This window comes from Lederbergia lenta NBRC 16444 (assembly GCF_001591545.1).
In the GTDB taxonomy this organism is placed as follows: domain Bacteria; phylum Bacillota; class Bacilli; order Bacillales; family Bacillaceae_C; genus Lederbergia; species Lederbergia lenta.
This window is the reverse complement of record NZ_BCVC01000001.1, coordinates 1,690,528-1,708,905: the sequence shown is the minus strand read 5'-3', so window position 1 is coordinate 1,708,905 and position 18,378 is coordinate 1,690,528. Positions and strand designations below refer to the sequence as shown.

Here is an 18,378-nt window from a genome sequence, read left to right as displayed (position 1 = left end):
AGGATATGATGAAAAATAAACAGACTTCTGAACAGCGTATGGACAGTCAACCAAATGAAGAAACAGAAGAAAAACCGTCTGGGATTCTTGATAAAATTCAACAACTTGGTCAAACGAATGTACCCCAGCTCTCTGCTGATGCGAACATCCATTGTTTAACAATTATTGGGCAAATAGAAGGTCATATGCAATTACCACCACAAAATAAAACAACGAAATACGAGCATATCATTCCACAGCTCGTTGCAATTGAACAAAATCCAAAAATAGAAGGTTTACTAGTAGTACTTAATACAGTTGGTGGAGATGTTGAAGCTGGTCTTGCTATTTCAGAAATGATTTCTACCCTTTCTAAACCAAGCGTTTCAATTGTATTAGGTGGTGGCCATTCTATCGGTGTGCCAATAGCTGTCTCCTGTTCCTATTCCTTTATCGCTGAGACCGCAACAATGACGATCCACCCGATTCGGTTAACTGGTCTGGTTATTGGGGTTCCACAGTCATTTGAATATATGGATAAAATGCAAGAACGTGTAGTAAAATTTGTTACAAAAAATTCCCGCATTTCCGAAGAGACTTTTAAGGATTTAATGTTTGCCAAAGGAAACTTAACCAGAGATATAGGAACAAATGTTATTGGCGAAGACGCTGTAACGTCCGGCCTGATTGATGAAGTAGGCGGTTTAGGTAGGGCACTTGCGAAATTAAAAGAATTGATTGAATTACAATCCAAACATACTGATGAGGAGGAGATCATTCAATGATTCATCACACGATTATACCACCAGAGCTTATTTTTCCAGAACAATTGGAAAGTTTTTCTGATCAGGTTTCATTAACCCGAAATGGTGTACCAATGGTTGTTGAGCAGAGAGGTAATATGTATAAAATAGTAAGGATTATGAGTAGTGATCCAGCAGATTATTTAAACAGTGAATTGCATCCTGGATCATATATACCTATATAAAAAGATCATGATCTTTTCGTAAAAGACTAATACTAAGATTAAACAGTGAAAAGGTAACATACCCTCACAATTTAGGGTATATTACCTTTTTGGCTTTTTAAGCCCCTTAAAATTGATTCTGATTTCTAGCAAGTTCCGTTGTTCTGTATGGAAATAACATTATTCTATAATAACTCCTTACTTAAAAGGATTGACTCATTACTCTCTTCTTGTTGGAAGAGTTATTTTGTTCTTTTGAGTTGATAATTTCTAGCTCAATGAATGCTTATCCCTATGGTATAATATGCTAGAAGCCTGCGCTAAAAACGATACAAGTTTATACGGTTCTGCGGTTGGAATGGAAAAGAGCTCCAAATATGGATAGATAGGTGATAAAATGGCAAAGAAAAAACGAAGAAATAACCGTAAGACGCAAAAAGTGAATAAAACACTGCGCTTTGAAATTATTGGTATTATTTTAATAGCATTAGGTATTATCGCAATCGTAAAAGGGGATAAGCTGTTTTCGCTAGCAATCCCATTTTATTACTTTTTAGGAGAATGGTATATTTTGGGCATCATCGGAGTCATCGTATTGGGTGGTTATATGATGATAAAAAGAGACTTTCCTAATTTCTCCAAGGCCCAACTTCTAGGTATTTATATTATTTTTGGATGTATTCTTTTATTAAATCATGTGCAGTTTATTGATTTAAAGATTGCTAATAATAGTATGGAAGGGCAAAGTGTATTAGGAAATACCCATGCCGAATTCGGTCAAAATCTCAAAAAAAATAAACTGAATGAAAGTTTGGGAGATTTTGGAGGCGGTATGCTTGGAGCAATTTTGCTCACTGTTACATATTTTATTTTCGATTCACTTGGTGCAAAGATATTAAGTTTCTTCCTTATATTAATTGGTATAATCCTCATTACTGGTAAATCAATTGGTGAAGTAATTGGTCGTATAGGGGTGAAAATTGGCATCTTTCTAAAAAAACAATGGAAAATATTTTTACTGGATTTAAAAGAATGGAAAGAAGAGAGAGTGGAAAATAGAAAGAAACAAAAAGAGTCTGGTAATAAAAAGAAAAAGCAGGATAAACCAGCTACGATCATTGACTCAAATATTGAAACGCCTACTAATGAAGAGGATGTCGTGTCTGAGCCACTAATATCTAGTTTTACTGAAAGAGCATTTCCAATAGAGGAAGCTCAGCCAGAAACGACGACAAAGCCAGAAGAACTAGAAGAAACTAGTGAGGAAGAAGACATCGTTCCTTCTATGGCTTTTGTAGAACTTGAAAATAAAGATTATGAGCTCCCACCAATATCATTATTAACTAGACCGAAGGCAACAGATCAAAGCAATGAATACAAGGTAATTCATGAAAATGCTGCAAAGCTCGAACGAACATTCCATAGTTTTGGTGTGAAAGCAAAAGTTACACAGGTTCATTTGGGTCCGGCTGTTACAAAGTACGAGGTGCACCCAGATGCCGGAGTAAAAGTAAGTAGAATCGTTAGCTTAAGTGATGATTTAGCGCTTGTATTGGCAGCGAAAGATATCCGAATAGAAGCCCCGATTCCAGGTAAATCGGCCATTGGCATAGAAGTTCCAAACTCTGAGATTGCCGTTGTTTCACTTCGAGAAGTACTGGACTCCAAAGAAAATAACAAACCTGAAGCGAAGCTACAAATTGGTCTTGGTCGGGATATAACTGGAACAGCAGTAGTAGCTGAACTAAATAAAATGCCGCATTTACTTGTAGCTGGAGCAACTGGTAGTGGTAAGAGTGTTTGTATCAATGGTATTATCACAAGTGTTCTGATGCGTGCTAAGCCACATGAAGTAAAAATGATGATGATTGATCCAAAAATGGTTGAACTAAATGTATATAATGGCGTTCCTCATTTGCTTGCACCAGTTGTAACGGACCCCAAAAAGGCATCGCAAGCATTGAAAAAGGTTGTTAATGAAATGGAAAGGCGTTATGAGCATTTTTCACATACTGGCACAAGAAATATTGAAGGATATAACGAATATATAACTAAAATTAATCTAGAAAAAGAGGAAAAACAGCCATTATTACCGTATATTATTGTGATTGTCGATGAGCTTGCAGATCTTATGATGGTAGCATCAAATGATGTGGAAGATTCGATTACAAGGCTTGCGCAAATGGCGAGGGCAGCAGGTATCCATCTGATCATTGCTACACAACGTCCATCTGTTGATGTTATTACTGGGGTGATAAAGGCGAATATTCCATCGCGTATCGCGTTTGCTGTATCATCGGCAACAGATTCCAGAACAATATTAGATACTGGTGGGGCGGAGAAGTTGCTAGGGAGAGGAGATATGCTCTTCCAACCTGTTGGAGCTTCGAAACCAGTGCGGGTACAAGGCGCATTTTTATCCGACCAAGAGGTGGAAGATATCGTTGATTTTGTCATCGCTCAACAAAAAGCGCAATATCAAGAAGAGATGATTCCTGACGATATCCCCGAGGTAACGAAAGAAGCAGAGGATGAACTTTTCGATGATGCAGTACAATTAATAGCCGAAATGCAAACAGCATCGGTTTCCATGTTACAGCGTCGTTTCCGGGTAGGTTATACAAGAGCTGCCCGCTTAATTGATGAAATGGAAGCTAGAGGTATTGTTGGTCCGTATGAAGGCAGTAAGCCAAGGACAGTTCTAGTACCTAAACCATCGGAGGAGCAAACTTCATAAAGTGACTTTTAAGTATTTGAGTGAAAACATCTAAATTGTCATAATGAACCGAAATTCGACAAAATTCATCACATTTTTATTTATTTATGAGCGAGAAAGTGTTATAGTATTTTCGGTTAGCAGGAATGATATCATCGTAGACAAGAAAAATGAGATGGTGTATTATTTCAGTTAAATCAAAAAAATAGGGGGTTCTCTTAGTGAAAAAGCGTAATTTTGGTTTGACGCTATCACTCGTTTTAGCTGCAGGAACAATTCTTGGAGCCTGTGGAACAAGCGGTAACAAGCAAGGCGGAAATGAAGATAAACAAGAAGATAAAAATTTTACGGTAGCAATGGTAACTGATGAAGGTGGAGTGGATGATAAATCATTTAACCAATCAGCTTGGGAAGGGTTAACAGCATTTGGAGAAGAGAACAATTTGAAAAAAGGTAAAGAAGGCTATAATTATTTTGAATCCAAATCAGAAGCCGACTATGCGACGAACTTAAATACAGCTGTAAGAAATGATTTTGATGTTATTTACGGTGTTGGTTATAAACTTCAAAAAGCAATCGAAAAAATTGCTGATCAGCGAAAAGATAGTCAATTTGCTATCGTTGATGAAGTAATCGAAAATAAGGACAACGTAGCAAGCATTATGTTCAAGGAGCATGAGGGCTCATTTCTAGTAGGCGTTGTAGCTGGACTAATGACAAAGTCTAATAAAGTAGGTTTTGTTGGTGGTATTGAAGGGGACTTAATTAATAAGTTTGCAGCTGGATTTGAGGCTGGTGTTAAAGAAGTGAACCCTAATGCAACAGTACAAATTCAATTTGCAGGTACGTTTTCTGATTCGGCAAAAGGTGCTTCGATTGCCGCTACACAGTATAGCTCTGGAGTAGATATTATCTACCATGCTGCTGGTGGAGCTGGACTAGGAGTGTTCACTGAAGCGAAAAACCTGAAACAAAAAGATCCTGAACGTGATGTATGGGTGATTGGTGTCGACCAAGATCAACATGCTGAAGGCGATGTGAAAGTGGATGGTGAAACGAAAAATGTAACCCTCACATCAATGGTTAAGCGCGTAGATGTAGCAGTGAAAGAAGTTGCTAATTTGGCGAAAGAGGGTAAGTTTCCGGGAGGAGAGCTCGTAGAATATGGGCTTGAAGAAGATGGCGTGAAGATATCCGACTCCCAAGAGCATTTAACTGATGAAGTATTAAAAGCAGTGAAAGAATACGAAACAAAAATTAAAAATGGTGAAATTGATATACCTTCTACATTAAAAAAATAAATGATTTCTCTTATGACGGGCTTGGCTCCACTGCCGGCCCGTTAAAAATGTTAAATGAAGGTCAGTAGATACTGGCTTTCATTTAACATTTTTAAACTAAGAAAATTAGTTCCGAGTGTCCGGCTCGTGCTTTTAAGCCAAATGCTCTGTGCTTTTTAATAAAGGAGTGAATGAGGATGGAATACGTAATTGAAATGTTAGACATTCGTAAAGAATTTCCTGGGATTGTTGCCAATGATCAGGTGACACTTCAAGTGAAAAAAGGCGAAATCCATGCCTTATTAGGGGAAAATGGAGCTGGAAAGTCTACATTGATGAATGTTCTGTTTGGCTTATATCAACCGGAAAAAGGAGAAATTCGGGTGAATGGGCAACCTGCACATATTACAAGTCCTACTATTGCTAACAAGCTAGGAATTGGTATGGTTCATCAGCATTTTATGTTAGTTGATACTTTTACAGTGACTGAAAATATCATACTGGGAAAAGAGCCGAAATCAGGCATATCTATTGATATAAAAAAAGCCGAGCAAGAAGTACAAGAAATCTCTAAAAGGTATGGATTAGCTGTCAATCCAAGCGCTAAGATCGCCGATATTTCCGTTGGCATGCAACAGCGAGTTGAAATTCTAAAGACATTATATAGAGGGGCAGAAATCTTAATTTTTGATGAACCGACAGCTGTTCTAACACCTCAAGAAATTAAAGAATTAAGCCAAATTATGAAAAACTTGATTAAAGAAGGAAAATCAATCATTCTAATTACACATAAATTGAAAGAAATAATGGAGATATGTGATCGTGTGACGGTTATTCGAAAAGGGCGAGGGATTGGTACCGTAGATGTAGCAGATACAACCACAAATGAGTTAGCCAATTTAATGGTTGGTAGAGAAGTTGTATTCACTACAAATAAAGGTAAAGCTAATCCTACCGAAAATGTGTTAGAAATTCACGGGCTAGAAGTCAAAGATTCCAGAGGTATTGATGCGGTTAAGGAGCTAGATCTAACTGTCAAATCTGGAGAAATTGTCGGGATTGCTGGTGTAGACGGCAATGGGCAAACAGAATTAATTGAGGCCATTACTGGACTTAGAAGGGCAGAGAGTGGCTCGGTTAAATTAAATGGGAAAGAAATAACTAATATGAAACCGCGGAAAATTATTGAATCAGGTGTTGGTCATATTCCACAAGACAGGCATAAGCATGGACTTGTTTTGGATTTTCCAATTGGTGAGAATATGGTGTTACAATCCTATTACCAACATCCATATTCCAAAAACGGCGTGTTAAATTTTAAAGAGATTTATAAAAAAGCAAAGTTACTCATTGACGAATTTGATGTAAGAACTCCAAGTGAGTATACTCATGCCCGGGCATTATCGGGAGGAAATCAACAAAAAGCAATTATCGGAAGAGAGGTAGACAGAGATCCTGACCTCCTAATTGCAGCGCAACCTACGAGAGGGCTTGACGTAGGTGCAATTGAATTTATACATAAACGTTTAATTGAGCAGCGTGATAGTGGTAAGGCCGTATTGCTAATTTCTTTTGAACTGGAAGAAATCTTGAATGTGAGTGACAGAATTGCTGTTATTTTCGAAGGTAAAATTGTGGCGATAGTTGATGCCGATAAAACATCAGAGCAAGAGCTTGGTTTACTGATGGCAGGTTCGGCGCTTTCAGAAGTAAGGGAGGATACTCATGTCTAAACGTCTATCAAACTTGCTCATTCCGATCATCGCCGTGTTGCTTGGCTTAATTACTGGGGCTATCATCATGTTGATCAGTGGATACAATCCGATTGCTGGCTATGCCAAACTTTGGCAAGGGGCATTAGGTGAACCTTATTATGTAGGTGAAACATTAAGACAAATGACTCCGTATATATTTGCTGGACTCGCTGTAGCGTTTGCTTTTAGAACTGGTCTTTTCAATATCGGTGTCGAAGGTCAAATGCTTGTAGGTTGGGTGGCTTCCGTTTGGGTCGGTCTTGCTTTTGAATTGCCGAAAGTGATTCATCTACCACTCGCCATTATTGTAGCTGCAATAGCTGGTGCACTCTGGGGGTTTATCCCAGGATTATTAAAAGCTCGACTAAAGGTTCATGAAGTTATTGTTACTATTATGATGAATTATATTGCTTTGCATGTAACTAATTATATTGTTCGATATGTGCTTTCAGATCAAAAAGATTCGACCGATCTTATTCACGAATCGGCCTCTCTAAGTTCAGTATTCTTTGAATCAATTACTGAATATTCGACGCTTCATTATGGCATATTCCTAGCGTTACTCGGAGCGATTGTCATGTGGTTTATTTTAGAAAAGACAAAAGTTGGTTTTGAACTTAGATCTGTGGGCCTAAATCAGCATGCATCACAATATGCTGGCATGAATGTGAGTAAAAATATTATCGCGTCTATGGTAATATCCGGTGCGTTTGCTGGTCTTGCGGGAGCAATGGAAGGACTAGGAACTTTCGGAAGTGCATCTATTCAATCAGGGTTTACTGGAGTAGGATTCGACGGAATCGCTGTCGCCTTGCTTGGTGGGAATACTGCCATTGGTGTTGTGCTCGCAGCATTCTTATTTGGTGTATTGAAAGTAGGGGCATTACTCATGCCTGACGCAAACGTGCCAAAAGAACTTGTAGAAATTGTTATTGCCTTTATCATTTTCTTTGTGGCTTCAAGCTATATGATTCGATTGCTCATCGCACGTTTTAAAAAGGGGGCGAAATAAGTGGATGTCATGACATTGTTAGCTCTCATTATCTCTTCATCTATTATGGCGGCAGCACCACTTATTCTCACTGCGCTCGGTGGCGTATTTTCAGAGCGGTCGGGAATTGTAAACATTGGGTTGGAAGGGTTAATGGTAATTGGCGCATTTAGCTCTATCGTTTTCAATTTAAGTACTGCGCATATTTTCGGCGCAGCAACTACATGGATATCTATACTATTCGCCATGGTTATTGCAGGGATTTTTTCTTTACTCCATGGCCTAGCATCTATTACATTTCGAGCTGATCAAGTAGTGAGCGGCGTAGCGATTAATTTTCTTGCACTCGGACTGTCACTTTTTCTAGTGAAAAAAATATATGGAAAAGGACAAACGGATACGATTCTTGAAAACATTGGAAAAATTGACATCCCACTTTTGAGTGATATTCCAATCATCGGTAAGCTATTTTTTAGTAATGTATCCTATATGGCTTATGTGGCAATTTTATTGTCATTTGTTGTCTGGTTTATATTATTTAAAACCCCATTTGGACTTCGACTTCGCTCTGTCGGAGAACATCCGATGGCAGCCGATACGATGGGGATAAATGTTACCCGGCTTCGCTATATAGGAGTGTTTTTATCTGGAGTGCTTGGTGGTGCAGGTGGGGCAGTATTTGCACAGTCCTTAACACTTAATTTCAGTCATATTACTATTACAGGTCAAGGTTTTATGGCGCTTGCCGCAATGATTTTTGGTAAGTGGCATCCACTTGGAGCGATGGGAGCAGCATTATTCTTTGGATTTGCTCAAAGCTTAAGCATCGTAGCTCCACAAATTCCTTTGCTTGCAAATATATCACCTGTTTTTCTGTTAATTATGCCATATGTGTTAACTATTTTGGCACTCGCTGGATTCATTGGGCGAGCTGATGCTCCAAAAGCACTTGGCGAACCATACATTAAAGGTAAAAGATAGATGAAGGAAGAGATCAGCGATTATAGTCTGATCTCTTTTTTGCGTATAAAAATAACCAACTTTACATAAAATATCAAAGATGTATAGATCTAAAAATCTAATAGAAATCGTATATTCTTGCTCTTTATCTATAAAAGCAGGTATAGTGAATATGTAAAATTATGTTTATTGGAGGTTAGCTGCATGCTGCTTGAGAAGGAACATATTATTAAAAAACAGGGTTTTACATTGCATATCATAAAAACAGACAAGTATAAGACGAACACACTTGTTTGGAAAATGAGGGCGCCACTTCAAGAGGATTCCGCTACATATAGAGCACTTTTGCCACATGTTCTGCAAAGTAGTACGAAGAAATTTCCCACTACGACAGTACTTCGTTCCTATCTAGATGAATTATATGGCACTTCTCTTTATACAGATTTAGCCAAAAAGGGAGAACAGCATGTGATTACATTTGCAATGGATATTGCAAATGAAAAATTTCTTCAAGATCAAACCCCACTTCTACAAAAAGCGATAGATTTATTGCAAGAGGTTTTACTAAATCCAAATATCGTAAATGGAGCTTTTGACGAAAAAACGGTGGGAAAAGAAAAGCGTAATCTGAAACAGCGGATCGAGTCTATATATGATGACAAAATGCGTTATGCTAGCACTCGCCTTGTTGAAGAAATGTGTAAAGGTGAACCATATGCCATCCAACTGAATGGTGAATTAGACCGAGTAGATAGTATTACAGCTACGTCCTTATATAAATATTATCAAGAAGCAATTCGCAATGATGGGCTTGATTTATATATCATTGGGGATGTTGAGATTGAAAAGGTAGAGGAATACTGTAATCAATTTCAGTTCCCAGAACGACCTAATATGGCAATAAAGAAAAGTGACAATGCTATTGTTGGCGAAGTAAAAGAGGTAAAAGAAGTTCAAGATATTAAACAAGGCAAGTTAAATATTGGATATCGGACGCAAATTGCTTATGGGGATCCTGATTATTTTGCCATGCAAATGTTTAATGGAATATACGGCGGATTTCCTCATTCTAAATTATTTATTAATGTACGGGAAAAAGAAAGTTTGGCCTATTATGCGGCAAGTCGAGTTGAAAGTCATAAAGGTTTACTTATAGTCATGTCAGGTATTGAAAATCAAAAATACGACCAGGCCGTTTCAATCATAAGAAAGCAAATGGAATTAATGAAAGCTGGTGATTTTACAGACCAAGAACTGGAACAAACAAAAGCTGTCATTCAAAATCAATTTCTTGAAACCGTTGATTCAGCAAGAGGGTTAATTGAAATACTTTATCATAATGTGGTTGCTGGGACGAATGTGCCATTACAGGATTGGATAGATAAAGTGGTGGAAACAACAAAACAGGACATTATCAAAGTGGGTAAAAAGATAGAACTAGATACGATTTATTTTCTTGCAGGAGAGGATGGTGAACAAGCGTGAAAACGATCGTATTTGAACAATTGAAAGAAACGCTCTATCATGAAACGCTTGAAAATGGGTTAGATGTGTATCTATTACCTAAAGAAGGATTTAATAAGACATATGCTACATTTACAACGAAATATGGTTCGATAGATAATCAATTTATACCTTTGAACCAAGATAAGTTAAAGCTTGTGCCTGATGGAATTGCTCACTTTTTAGAACATAAAATGTTTGAAAAAGAAGACGGAGATGTCTTTCAACAATTTAGTAAGCAAGGAGCATCAGCAAATGCATTCACATCTTTCACAAGAACTGCCTATTTATTTTCAAGTACATCTAAAACAGAGCAGAATTTAACAACATTACTCAATATGGTTCAAGAGCCATACTTTACAGAAAGTACGGTTGAAAAGGAAAAAGGGATTATTGGGCAGGAAATAACGATGTATGATGATAATCCTGATTGGCGTTTATATTTCGGTGTGATTGAAAATATGTATCAACATCATCCAGTAAAAATAGATATCGCCGGTACAATTGAATCTATTTCGCATATTACAGCTGATTTGTTATATGAATGCTATCAAACCTTTTATCATCCTAGCAACATGCTTTTGTTTGTTACAGGCCCGATCGATCCTGAAGAAATGATGACATTTATTAGAGAAGAACAGGCCAAGAAACAATATGAAAAAGCGCCAGAAATCGTTCGGCATTTTGAGGATGAACCTCCGCAAGTAGCAAAAATAAAACAAATACTTGAAATGAATGTACAAACGTCAAAATGTCTCGTCGGGGTAAAAGCCAATCAAGTGAATCAACATGGCGAGGAGATGCTCAAAAACGAGCTGACCATCAATCTTTTATTAGACATGTTATTCGGAAGAAGCTCAAAAAATTATGATAAACTGTATAATGATGGTTTAATTGACGATACATTTCAATTTGATTATACACAGGAAAGTGGATTTGGCTTTGCAATCATTGGAAGTGATACAAAAAATCCAAATGAACTTACAGAGCGACTTCAGAAAATAATGTTAGAGGCTAAAGACGGACAGCATCTGTCAGAGGAAGCAATGGAAAGAGCAAAGAAAAAAAGAATTGGTAGCTTTTTGCGCTCCATTAATTCGACGGAATATATAGCTAACCAATTTACTCGTTATGCTTTTAATGAAATGAATTTCTTTGATATCGTACCTGTGCTGGAGAAACTTACTTTTGATGAAATGAAAGAGGCGGCAAACAGTTTCTTTACAGAAGAAAGAATGACGACATGCCATGTCGTTCCAAAAAAATAAACGATCATACCCGGTATGTTCTACCGGGCTTTTTCTGTTTGATGGGGGAGTATTTGATGGGAAAATATGCATTGATAACCGGAGCTAGTGGGGGGATTGGTTCAGCTATTGCTCAGTTACTTGCTAGTAAGGGCTGGAATTTATATTTACATTATAATAAAGGTGAGAAGCAAATCAATGAATTACTTGCGCGTTTGGATGCGTATTCTATTGAGGTGATGCCGATTCGTGCTGACCTTGAAACAGATAAAGGCTCGGATATCCTTGCTGATAATATTTTTCAGCTAGATGCGATCGTCAATTCGAGTGGAAATGCACCGTATGGTTTATTTACTGATCTGTCGGATACTACAATTGATCAAATGCTTCAACTTCATGTAAAAAGTCCAATTGTATTAATTCGTAAACTACTTCCGAAATTAATGGGCAAACCCTCTGCTCATGTCGTCTTAATTAGTTCGATATGGGGGCAGACAGGCGCCGCATGCGAAGTAATGTACTCGACTGTGAAAGGCGCTCAAATCGCATTTGCAAAAGCCTTGAGTAAAGAAACAGCAAGATCAGGGGTAAGGGTGAACTGTGTCGCACCTGGTGCTGTTAAAACGGCTATGCTTGATTGGCTCTCTTCTGAAGAACTTAGTGACCTTGAAGAAGATATTCCGATTGGACGGTTAGCTGACCCGAAAGAAATTGCTGAAGTAGTGTCCTTCCTTTTATCTAAACAGTCTTCGTATATTACGGGACAAGTAATTGCAGTAAATGGCGGTATGTATACGTAAGAAGCGGGAAAATTGATGTATAATGCCCATGCGGATGCGCATAATACTTTTGAACGTTAAATTCAAAGGGGGTACAAACAATGTCAGTACTTGACAACTGGGATCAGTGGAAAAACTTTCTCGGCGATCGTCTTGATAATGCCCAAGAACAAGGAATGTCACAGGATGTAATTAATCAGTTGGCCCACCAAGTTGGTGACTACTTAGCAAATCAAGTGGATCCAAAAAATGAGCAAGAGCGAGTACTTTCAGATTTATGGTCTGTTGCTTCTGAAGAAGAGCAGCAGGCAATAGCAAGTGTAATGGTAAGACTTGTTGAAAATAACAGTAGCCATTAAAAATAGAGTAAAAAAGAGAGGGAATTATCCTCTCTTTTTTTATGGAACAAATCTTGCAAATTAATATATATTTCTTTCATCTTGATCTAAAATCAGCTATCATATAAGCTAGACATTCTGAGATTATAGATAAGCTTCGCTATTGTGTGATTACCATTTTGGGGAGTTGTTTGTATGGACAGAAAAGAATGGTATCTAGAATATGAAATTACAATCGACCGTCCTGGTTTATTAGGTGATATTTCCTCCTTACTTGGAATGCTATCCATTAATATTGTTAGTATTAATGGAGTAGATAGTGGACGAAGGGGTTTATTGCTTCGTGCCCATAAAGAAGAACAAATCTTACGATTAGAATCAATTTTGGAAACAGTTGAAACCGTTAAAGTAACAAAAATACGCGAACCAAAACTTCGTGATCGTTTGGCAGTACGCCATGGTAGGTACATCCAGAGAGATATGGACGACAAAAAAACTTTTCAATTTGTTAGAGACGAACTTGGTTTATTAGTGGATTTTATGGCAGAGCTATTCAAACAAGAAGGACATAAATTAATCGGTATTAGAGGAATGCCAAGGGTAGGTAAGACGGAATCTGTAGTGGCCGCAAGTGTATGTGCCAATAAAAAGTGGCTATTTGTATCATCTACTCTTTTAAAGCAAACAATAAGAAAACAGCTTATTCAAGATGAATATGATTCAAATAATATATTTATCCTTGATGGCATTGTATCAAGGCACCGAGCGGACGAACAGCATTGGCAACTTGTGAGGGAAATTATGCGCCTACCTGCTGTAAAAGTAATTGAACATCCAGATATATTCGTAGCCCACTCTGAATATTCTATGGAGGACTTTGATTATATTATCGAGCTTCGAAATAATCCAGAGGAAGCAATTACATATGAAATAGTGGAGAAGAACAACTTTTTTAATGAACCTGGAATGGGTTTTGATTTTTAGGATTGGCAGGTGTTTTCATTGACTGAATTAGGAAGCCGTCTGCGCTTAGCGCGGGAAGAGAAGAACCTTACTCTTGATGAGCTTCAAAACATTACAAGAATTCAAAAAAAGTACTTAATTGGAATTGAAGAAGGTAACTATTCTGTTATGCCTGGAAAGTTTTATGCACGCGCATTTATTAAACAGTATGCGGAAGCAGTTGGATTACAGCCGGAAGAAATATTTGATGAATATAAACAGGAAATCCCGATCGCATATGAAGATGATTTGCCAGAACAACTTTCACGTGTGCAAAAAAGAAGTTCCGTTTCCGTCGGAGCAACGAAGCTACTGGAACTATTGCCCAAAATATTAGTCGGTATATTTGTTGTTGCTGCATTAGTCGGAATCTATTATTTAGTCCTTCATTTCGCTGATAATGGCGATACAGACGTTCCAGGTGGTAAGGAAAATGTCGGATTCCAAGAATCTGATAAAGTGACCCCGATAGAGAAGCAAGAGGACGAACAAGAAAAAAGCGAAGATAAGGCGGGGGGATCTGATGCAGAAGATTCGGATGATGAAAAAGTAGAGCAAGAATTGACTATGACAGGTGTTAATGGATATGTGACAACATATAATCTTGTTCAAGCTCCACAATTTGAGCTGGAATTGAAAGCAACTGGCGGAGAGACATGGGTGAAAGTAACCGATAGTAATAATCGAGTAGTTTTCAGCCAAATGCTTAAAGATGGTATAAGTGAGACATTCGATCTTACCAATGAATCGGAAGTATATATCGTTGCAGGTGCTTCAAATTATACAGAAATTATTGTGAACGGAGAAAAGTTGGAGTATGAACTTGCTCCAGAACAATATGTGAGACAAGATATTAAAATTTTATATGAGAAACAAGATTAAATATATTAAGTATGCTTACTTCCGCCGCTTGCCGGCGGTTATTTTTTCAGGAGGATAAACGATGAATTTACCAAATAAAATAACGATTTCACGCATATTATTAATTCCAGTGTTTTTAGTGCTCATGCTTGTTCCTTTTAACTGGGGAGAGATTAATTTCTTAGGAACGATAATTCCCGTTGCACATTTGCTTGGGGCATTACTATTTATTATTGCATCAATTACAGATTGGATCGATGGCTATATAGCTAGAAAGTATAATCTAATAACAAATCTCGGTAAATTTTTAGATCCATTAGCGGATAAATTGCTTGTCTCAGCAGCGCTCATTGTGTTGGTAGAAATGCAGTTTGCTCCTTCTTGGATTGTGATCATTATTATTAGCCGTGAGTTCGCAGTAACTGGTTTAAGACTTATACTCGCTGGAACTGGAGAAGTAGTTGCAGCAAATATGTTAGGAAAAATTAAAACGTGGGCACAAATCATTGCAATCGCTGCTTTACTACTTTATAACGCTCCATTTGAATCAATAGGTATTCCTTTCGCGACAATTGCACTTTGGATAGCGATGATTTTCACCATATGGTCAGGGTATGATTATTTTGCTAAAAATAAAGATGTATTTAAAAACTCAAAATAGATCATTAATGATAGAAAGGACTTATAATTATGAATGCTGAAATTATCGCTGTTGGCACAGAACTATTATTAGGTCAAATCGCTAACACAAATGCTCAATTCCTTTCCGCACAACTTGCTGAAATTGGCGTGAATATTTATCACCACACAGTCGTGGGTGATAATCCTGCACGCTTGAAAAAGGCGATCGTACAAGCCGAAGAAAGAGCGAATCTCATCATTTTCACTGGTGGCCTTGGTCCGACGAAAGATGATTTGACGAAAGAAACCATTGCACAACATTTAGGTAAACAGTTAATAATAGATGAGATCGCCATGCAAACTATTTTAGATTATTTTGATAAAACTGGCAGAGTGATGACTGCTAACAATAAAAAACAAGCACTTGTTATTGAAGGTGGAAATGTATTACCAAATGAACATGGAATGGCTCCGGGAATGTTTATAAATGCTGGCTCAACTTATTTTATGCTACTCCCTGGCCCACCACATGAGATGCAGCCTATGTTTAGAAATTATGGTCGTCCTGCAATTGAAGCAGAAATGGGAGCGACTGAAAAAATTGAATCGCTTGTCCTTCGCTATTTTGGAATTGGGGAAGCTGAGCTTGCTGAAAAACTATCCGATATTATTGATGAGCAAACAAATCCTACGGTAGCACCTCTTGCGGGTGATGGTGAAGTAACGCTTAGAATTACTGCCCGCCATCGTCAAGGATCTGTTGCACGCAGCATGATAAAAGAAATGGAAGAGAAAGTTAATTTACTGGTGGGCGAGTACTTTTACGGATATGATGAAACTTCGCTCATGAGGGAATTATTAAAAACCTTAGAAGAAAAAAAATTAACGATTGCTGCAGCAGAAAGTTTAACTGGTGGTTTGTTCCAGTCTGAAATGACAGCAGTAGTTGGTGTAAGTACAATGTTAATCGGTGGAGTCGTCTGTTATTCTAACCAATCAAAATTGACCCTATGTAATGTGAAAGAAGAAACAATAAATAAATATGGGGTTGTTAGTGAACAGTGTGCAATAGAACTAGCTGAAAATATTCGGTCGATGCTTGGAACGGATATTGGAATTAGTTTTACAGGCGCTGCCGGTCCAGATTCGCTCGAAGGAAACCCGGCAGGCACTGTATGGATCGGTATATCGTTTAAGAATCAACAACCGAAATCTTATTTATTAAAACTTGCAGGCTCGCGAAATGGTAACCGAAAAAGGTCAGTGAAATATGGCTGTTATTATTTACTTCAAGAACTTCAACAGAGATAAAGTACTAAATGGGAAACATTGAAAAAATATGCCCCCTATTTTAAAAGAAAAAGGAGAATAGATCATCTGAATGTTGGATGATTTATTTTCCTTTTTTATTTACTTCACGATTAAGCAGTTAATTGAAAATATACAATTGGGGGAACTATCCATTTGAAAAAGTTTCGTGGGAAAAAGCGTTATTTCCGTAACATATGGCAAGAATCAACAGTGGAGCAATATGATTTAGATTTTGGTAAGGAAGGTTGGTTTGATTTTTGGCATATCCATCTTGATTTTTATGGCTATGGGAATAATAGCTTGAAGATAAGAAGAGAACATATAAAAGCACACATAGCTCTTTATAACGATTTATTAGAAAAGCTCCAAACATATGAAAAAACTTATCAATCGTGGATTGAATTAGTTGAGGAGGATGCTGGATTAGATGCAGTTTGTATCCATACCTCCACTCCTAATGAGGACAGTTTTCCATTTAAAATAGATAGTATAAACTGGGAGTGCAAAGTTCCAATAAAATTTAAGGATTTAATCAATCTAAATGAATTTAATGTAGGGCACTATAAATGGGAATCAAATAACAGCTATATAATCCAGTCCCAAAATAAAGGGATTAAATTGTAGAGGTTATTTTAAAGAGACGAAAAGAAATTTAATGAAGGAACTGAAAAACTACTATATATATAAAGGAAAGTAATGGATACTGAGGGTGTGACCTAATTTTAAATTACTTTGCTATAGAACTAGGCTTTAATTTATGGGGAAACAATCATATACTCAAGATACATTTTTTATTAGAAATACGAAATCAATACTAATAATTGCGATGAAAAAGTGATATTGAATAAGCGGTAATATCATTTTGGTTATATTTACATGATTAAATCGATCGAATAAATGTTCGTATTTTACTTGGCAAATAAGATGAAACATTGTATAATAAAAGTAAGTTATCCAATGAGATGAGATTTAGTCTATAAAACTATAAATTATAACATTTAAGTCCTGAGGAGGAAAATATATGAGTGATCGTCAAGCAGCGTTAGATATGGCTTTAAAACAAATAGAGAAACAATTTGGTAAAGGTTCTGTTATGAAATTGGGTGAACAAACGGATCGTAAGATTTCAACGATTCCAAGTGGTTCGCTAGCATTAGATGTTGCATTAGGAGTAGGCGGATATCCGCGAGGTAGAGTAATAGAAATATATGGTCCGGAAAGTTCAGGTAAAACAACGGTAGCTCTTCATGCTATTGCAGAGGTACAGGCTAATGGTGGTACAGCAGCATTTATAGATGCGGAACATGCACTTGATCCAGTATATGCTCAGAAATTAGGCGTTAATATTGATGAACTATTGCTTTCTCAACCGGATACTGGTGAGCAGGCATTGGAAATTGCAGAAGCGCTTGTTCGAAGTGGTGCAATTGAAATTCTAGTCATTGACTCGGTAGCAGCATTAGTTCCAAAAGCTGAAATCGAGGGAGAGATGGGTGATTCTCATGTAGGATTACAAGCTCGCTTAATGTCACAAGCGCTACGTAAGCTTTCTGGAGCAATCAACAAGTCAAATACAATTGCTATATTTATCAACCAAATTAGGGAGAAAGTTGGCGTAATGTTTGGAAATCCAGAAGTAACTCCTGGTGGACGAGCATTAAAGTTTTATTCTTCTGTACGCCTTGAAGTACGTCGTGCGGAACAACTTAAGCAAGGACAAGATATTGTAGGGAATAAAACAAAAATAAAAATAGTGAAAAATAAAGTGGCACCTCCATTCCGTGTAGCAGAAGTAGATATTATGTATGGAGAGGGAATTTCTCGTGAAGGAGAAATTGTCGATATGGGCTCGGAACTCGATATTGTTGAAAAAAGTGGATCTTGGTATTCTTACAATGGGGAACGCTTAGGGCAAGGACGAGAAAACGCAAAGCTATTTTTGAAAGAAAATCCAGAAGTGCGTAGTGAGATAATGTCCAAAATTCGTGATCATTATAATTTAGATGCGGATAAAACAGTTGTAGAAGAAGAACCAGTAGATAGCCTCCTAGACGAATAATCTATTACTT

The 18,378-nt window shown here is 37.3% G+C and carries 17 protein-coding genes; all 17 read left to right on the top strand.

Annotation, left to right across the window (positions count from 1 at the left end; all coding sequences use genetic code 11):
- The first annotated feature begins 5 nt into the window (after window positions 1–5).
- The 17 genes from BLE01S_RS08090 to recA all read left to right on the top strand — a co-directional run bounded on the left by BLE01S_RS08090 (window position 6) and on the right by recA (window position 18,368).
- On the top strand, window positions 6–764 hold the full coding sequence (locus BLE01S_RS08090) for a ClpP family protease (protein ID WP_066139514.1): 759 nt from the start codon (window positions 6–8) through the stop codon (window positions 762–764).
- Window positions 761–967, top strand: coding sequence for a YlzJ-like family protein (locus BLE01S_RS08085; protein ID WP_066139511.1), 207 nt, complete (start codon window positions 761–763; stop codon window positions 965–967). The genes BLE01S_RS08090 and BLE01S_RS08085 overlap by 4 nt, the downstream gene beginning before the upstream one ends.
- Before the next feature lie 376 nt (window positions 968–1,343).
- On the top strand, window positions 1,344–3,683 hold the full coding sequence (locus BLE01S_RS08080; protein WP_066139508.1) for a DNA translocase FtsK: 2,340 nt from the start codon (window positions 1,344–1,346) through the stop codon (window positions 3,681–3,683).
- A gap of 200 nt (window positions 3,684–3,883) precedes the next feature.
- A complete protein-coding gene (locus BLE01S_RS08075) occupies window positions 3,884–4,963 on the top strand; it encodes a BMP family lipoprotein (RefSeq protein WP_066139504.1) in 1,080 nt (359 codons plus the stop codon).
- 176 nt (window positions 4,964–5,139) lie between these two features.
- Window positions 5,140–6,675 (top strand): ABC transporter ATP-binding protein, encoded by a 1,536-nt coding sequence (locus tag BLE01S_RS08070; RefSeq protein WP_066139501.1) that lies wholly within the window; start codon window positions 5,140–5,142, stop codon window positions 6,673–6,675.
- Window positions 6,668–7,708 carry an ABC transporter permease gene (locus BLE01S_RS08065; protein WP_066139498.1) on the top strand — a complete coding sequence of 347 codons (1,041 nt, stop codon included), beginning with the start codon at window positions 6,668–6,670 and terminating at the stop codon, window positions 7,706–7,708. The genes BLE01S_RS08070 and BLE01S_RS08065 overlap by 8 nt, the downstream gene beginning before the upstream one ends.
- The gene (locus tag BLE01S_RS08060; RefSeq protein ID WP_066139494.1) at window positions 7,709–8,668 is read left to right on the top strand and encodes an ABC transporter permease; all 960 of its coding nucleotides are present in this window, start codon (window positions 7,709–7,711) and stop codon (window positions 8,666–8,668) included. It abuts the gene before it with no gap.
- Window positions 8,669–8,851: 183 nt separating this feature from the next.
- Window positions 8,852–10,132: an EF-P 5-aminopentanol modification-associated protein YfmF gene (gene yfmF / locus BLE01S_RS08055; protein WP_066139492.1), complete on the top strand. Its 1,281-nt coding sequence runs from the start codon at window positions 8,852–8,854 to the stop codon at window positions 10,130–10,132.
- A complete protein-coding gene (gene yfmH, locus BLE01S_RS08050; RefSeq protein WP_066139489.1) occupies window positions 10,129–11,418 on the top strand; it encodes an EF-P 5-aminopentanol modification-associated protein YfmH in 1,290 nt (429 codons plus the stop codon). The genes yfmF and yfmH overlap by 4 nt, the downstream gene beginning before the upstream one ends.
- Window positions 11,419–11,474: 56 nt before the next feature.
- A complete protein-coding gene (gene ymfI / locus BLE01S_RS08045; protein ID WP_066139487.1) occupies window positions 11,475–12,197 on the top strand; it encodes an elongation factor P 5-aminopentanone reductase in 723 nt (240 codons plus the stop codon).
- Between the two features lie 80 nt (window positions 12,198–12,277).
- Window positions 12,278–12,535, top strand: coding sequence for a DUF3243 domain-containing protein (locus tag BLE01S_RS08040; RefSeq protein WP_066139484.1), 258 nt, complete (start codon window positions 12,278–12,280; stop codon window positions 12,533–12,535).
- A gap of 174 nt (window positions 12,536–12,709) precedes the next feature.
- The gene (locus tag BLE01S_RS08035) at window positions 12,710–13,498 is read left to right on the top strand and encodes a YmfK family protein (protein WP_066139481.1); all 789 of its coding nucleotides are present in this window, start codon (window positions 12,710–12,712) and stop codon (window positions 13,496–13,498) included.
- 9 nt (window positions 13,499–13,507) lie between these two features.
- Window positions 13,508–14,398, top strand: coding sequence for a helix-turn-helix domain-containing protein (locus BLE01S_RS08030; protein WP_082788624.1), 891 nt, complete (start codon window positions 13,508–13,510; stop codon window positions 14,396–14,398).
- Window positions 14,399–14,459: 61 nt separating this feature from the next.
- The gene (gene pgsA, locus BLE01S_RS08025; RefSeq protein WP_066139476.1) at window positions 14,460–15,038 is read left to right on the top strand and encodes a CDP-diacylglycerol--glycerol-3-phosphate 3-phosphatidyltransferase; all 579 of its coding nucleotides are present in this window, start codon (window positions 14,460–14,462) and stop codon (window positions 15,036–15,038) included.
- Between the two features lie 29 nt (window positions 15,039–15,067).
- Window positions 15,068–16,309: a competence/damage-inducible protein A gene (locus BLE01S_RS08020; RefSeq protein ID WP_066139470.1), complete on the top strand. Its 1,242-nt coding sequence runs from the start codon at window positions 15,068–15,070 to the stop codon at window positions 16,307–16,309.
- 153 nt (window positions 16,310–16,462) lie between these two features.
- The gene (locus BLE01S_RS08015; RefSeq protein ID WP_066139467.1) at window positions 16,463–16,933 is read left to right on the top strand and encodes a hypothetical protein; all 471 of its coding nucleotides are present in this window, start codon (window positions 16,463–16,465) and stop codon (window positions 16,931–16,933) included.
- 397 nt (window positions 16,934–17,330) lie between these two features.
- Window positions 17,331–18,368: a recombinase RecA gene (recA, locus tag BLE01S_RS08010; protein WP_066139464.1), complete on the top strand. Its 1,038-nt coding sequence runs from the start codon at window positions 17,331–17,333 to the stop codon at window positions 18,366–18,368.
- Window positions 18,369–18,378: the final 10 nt, after the last annotated feature.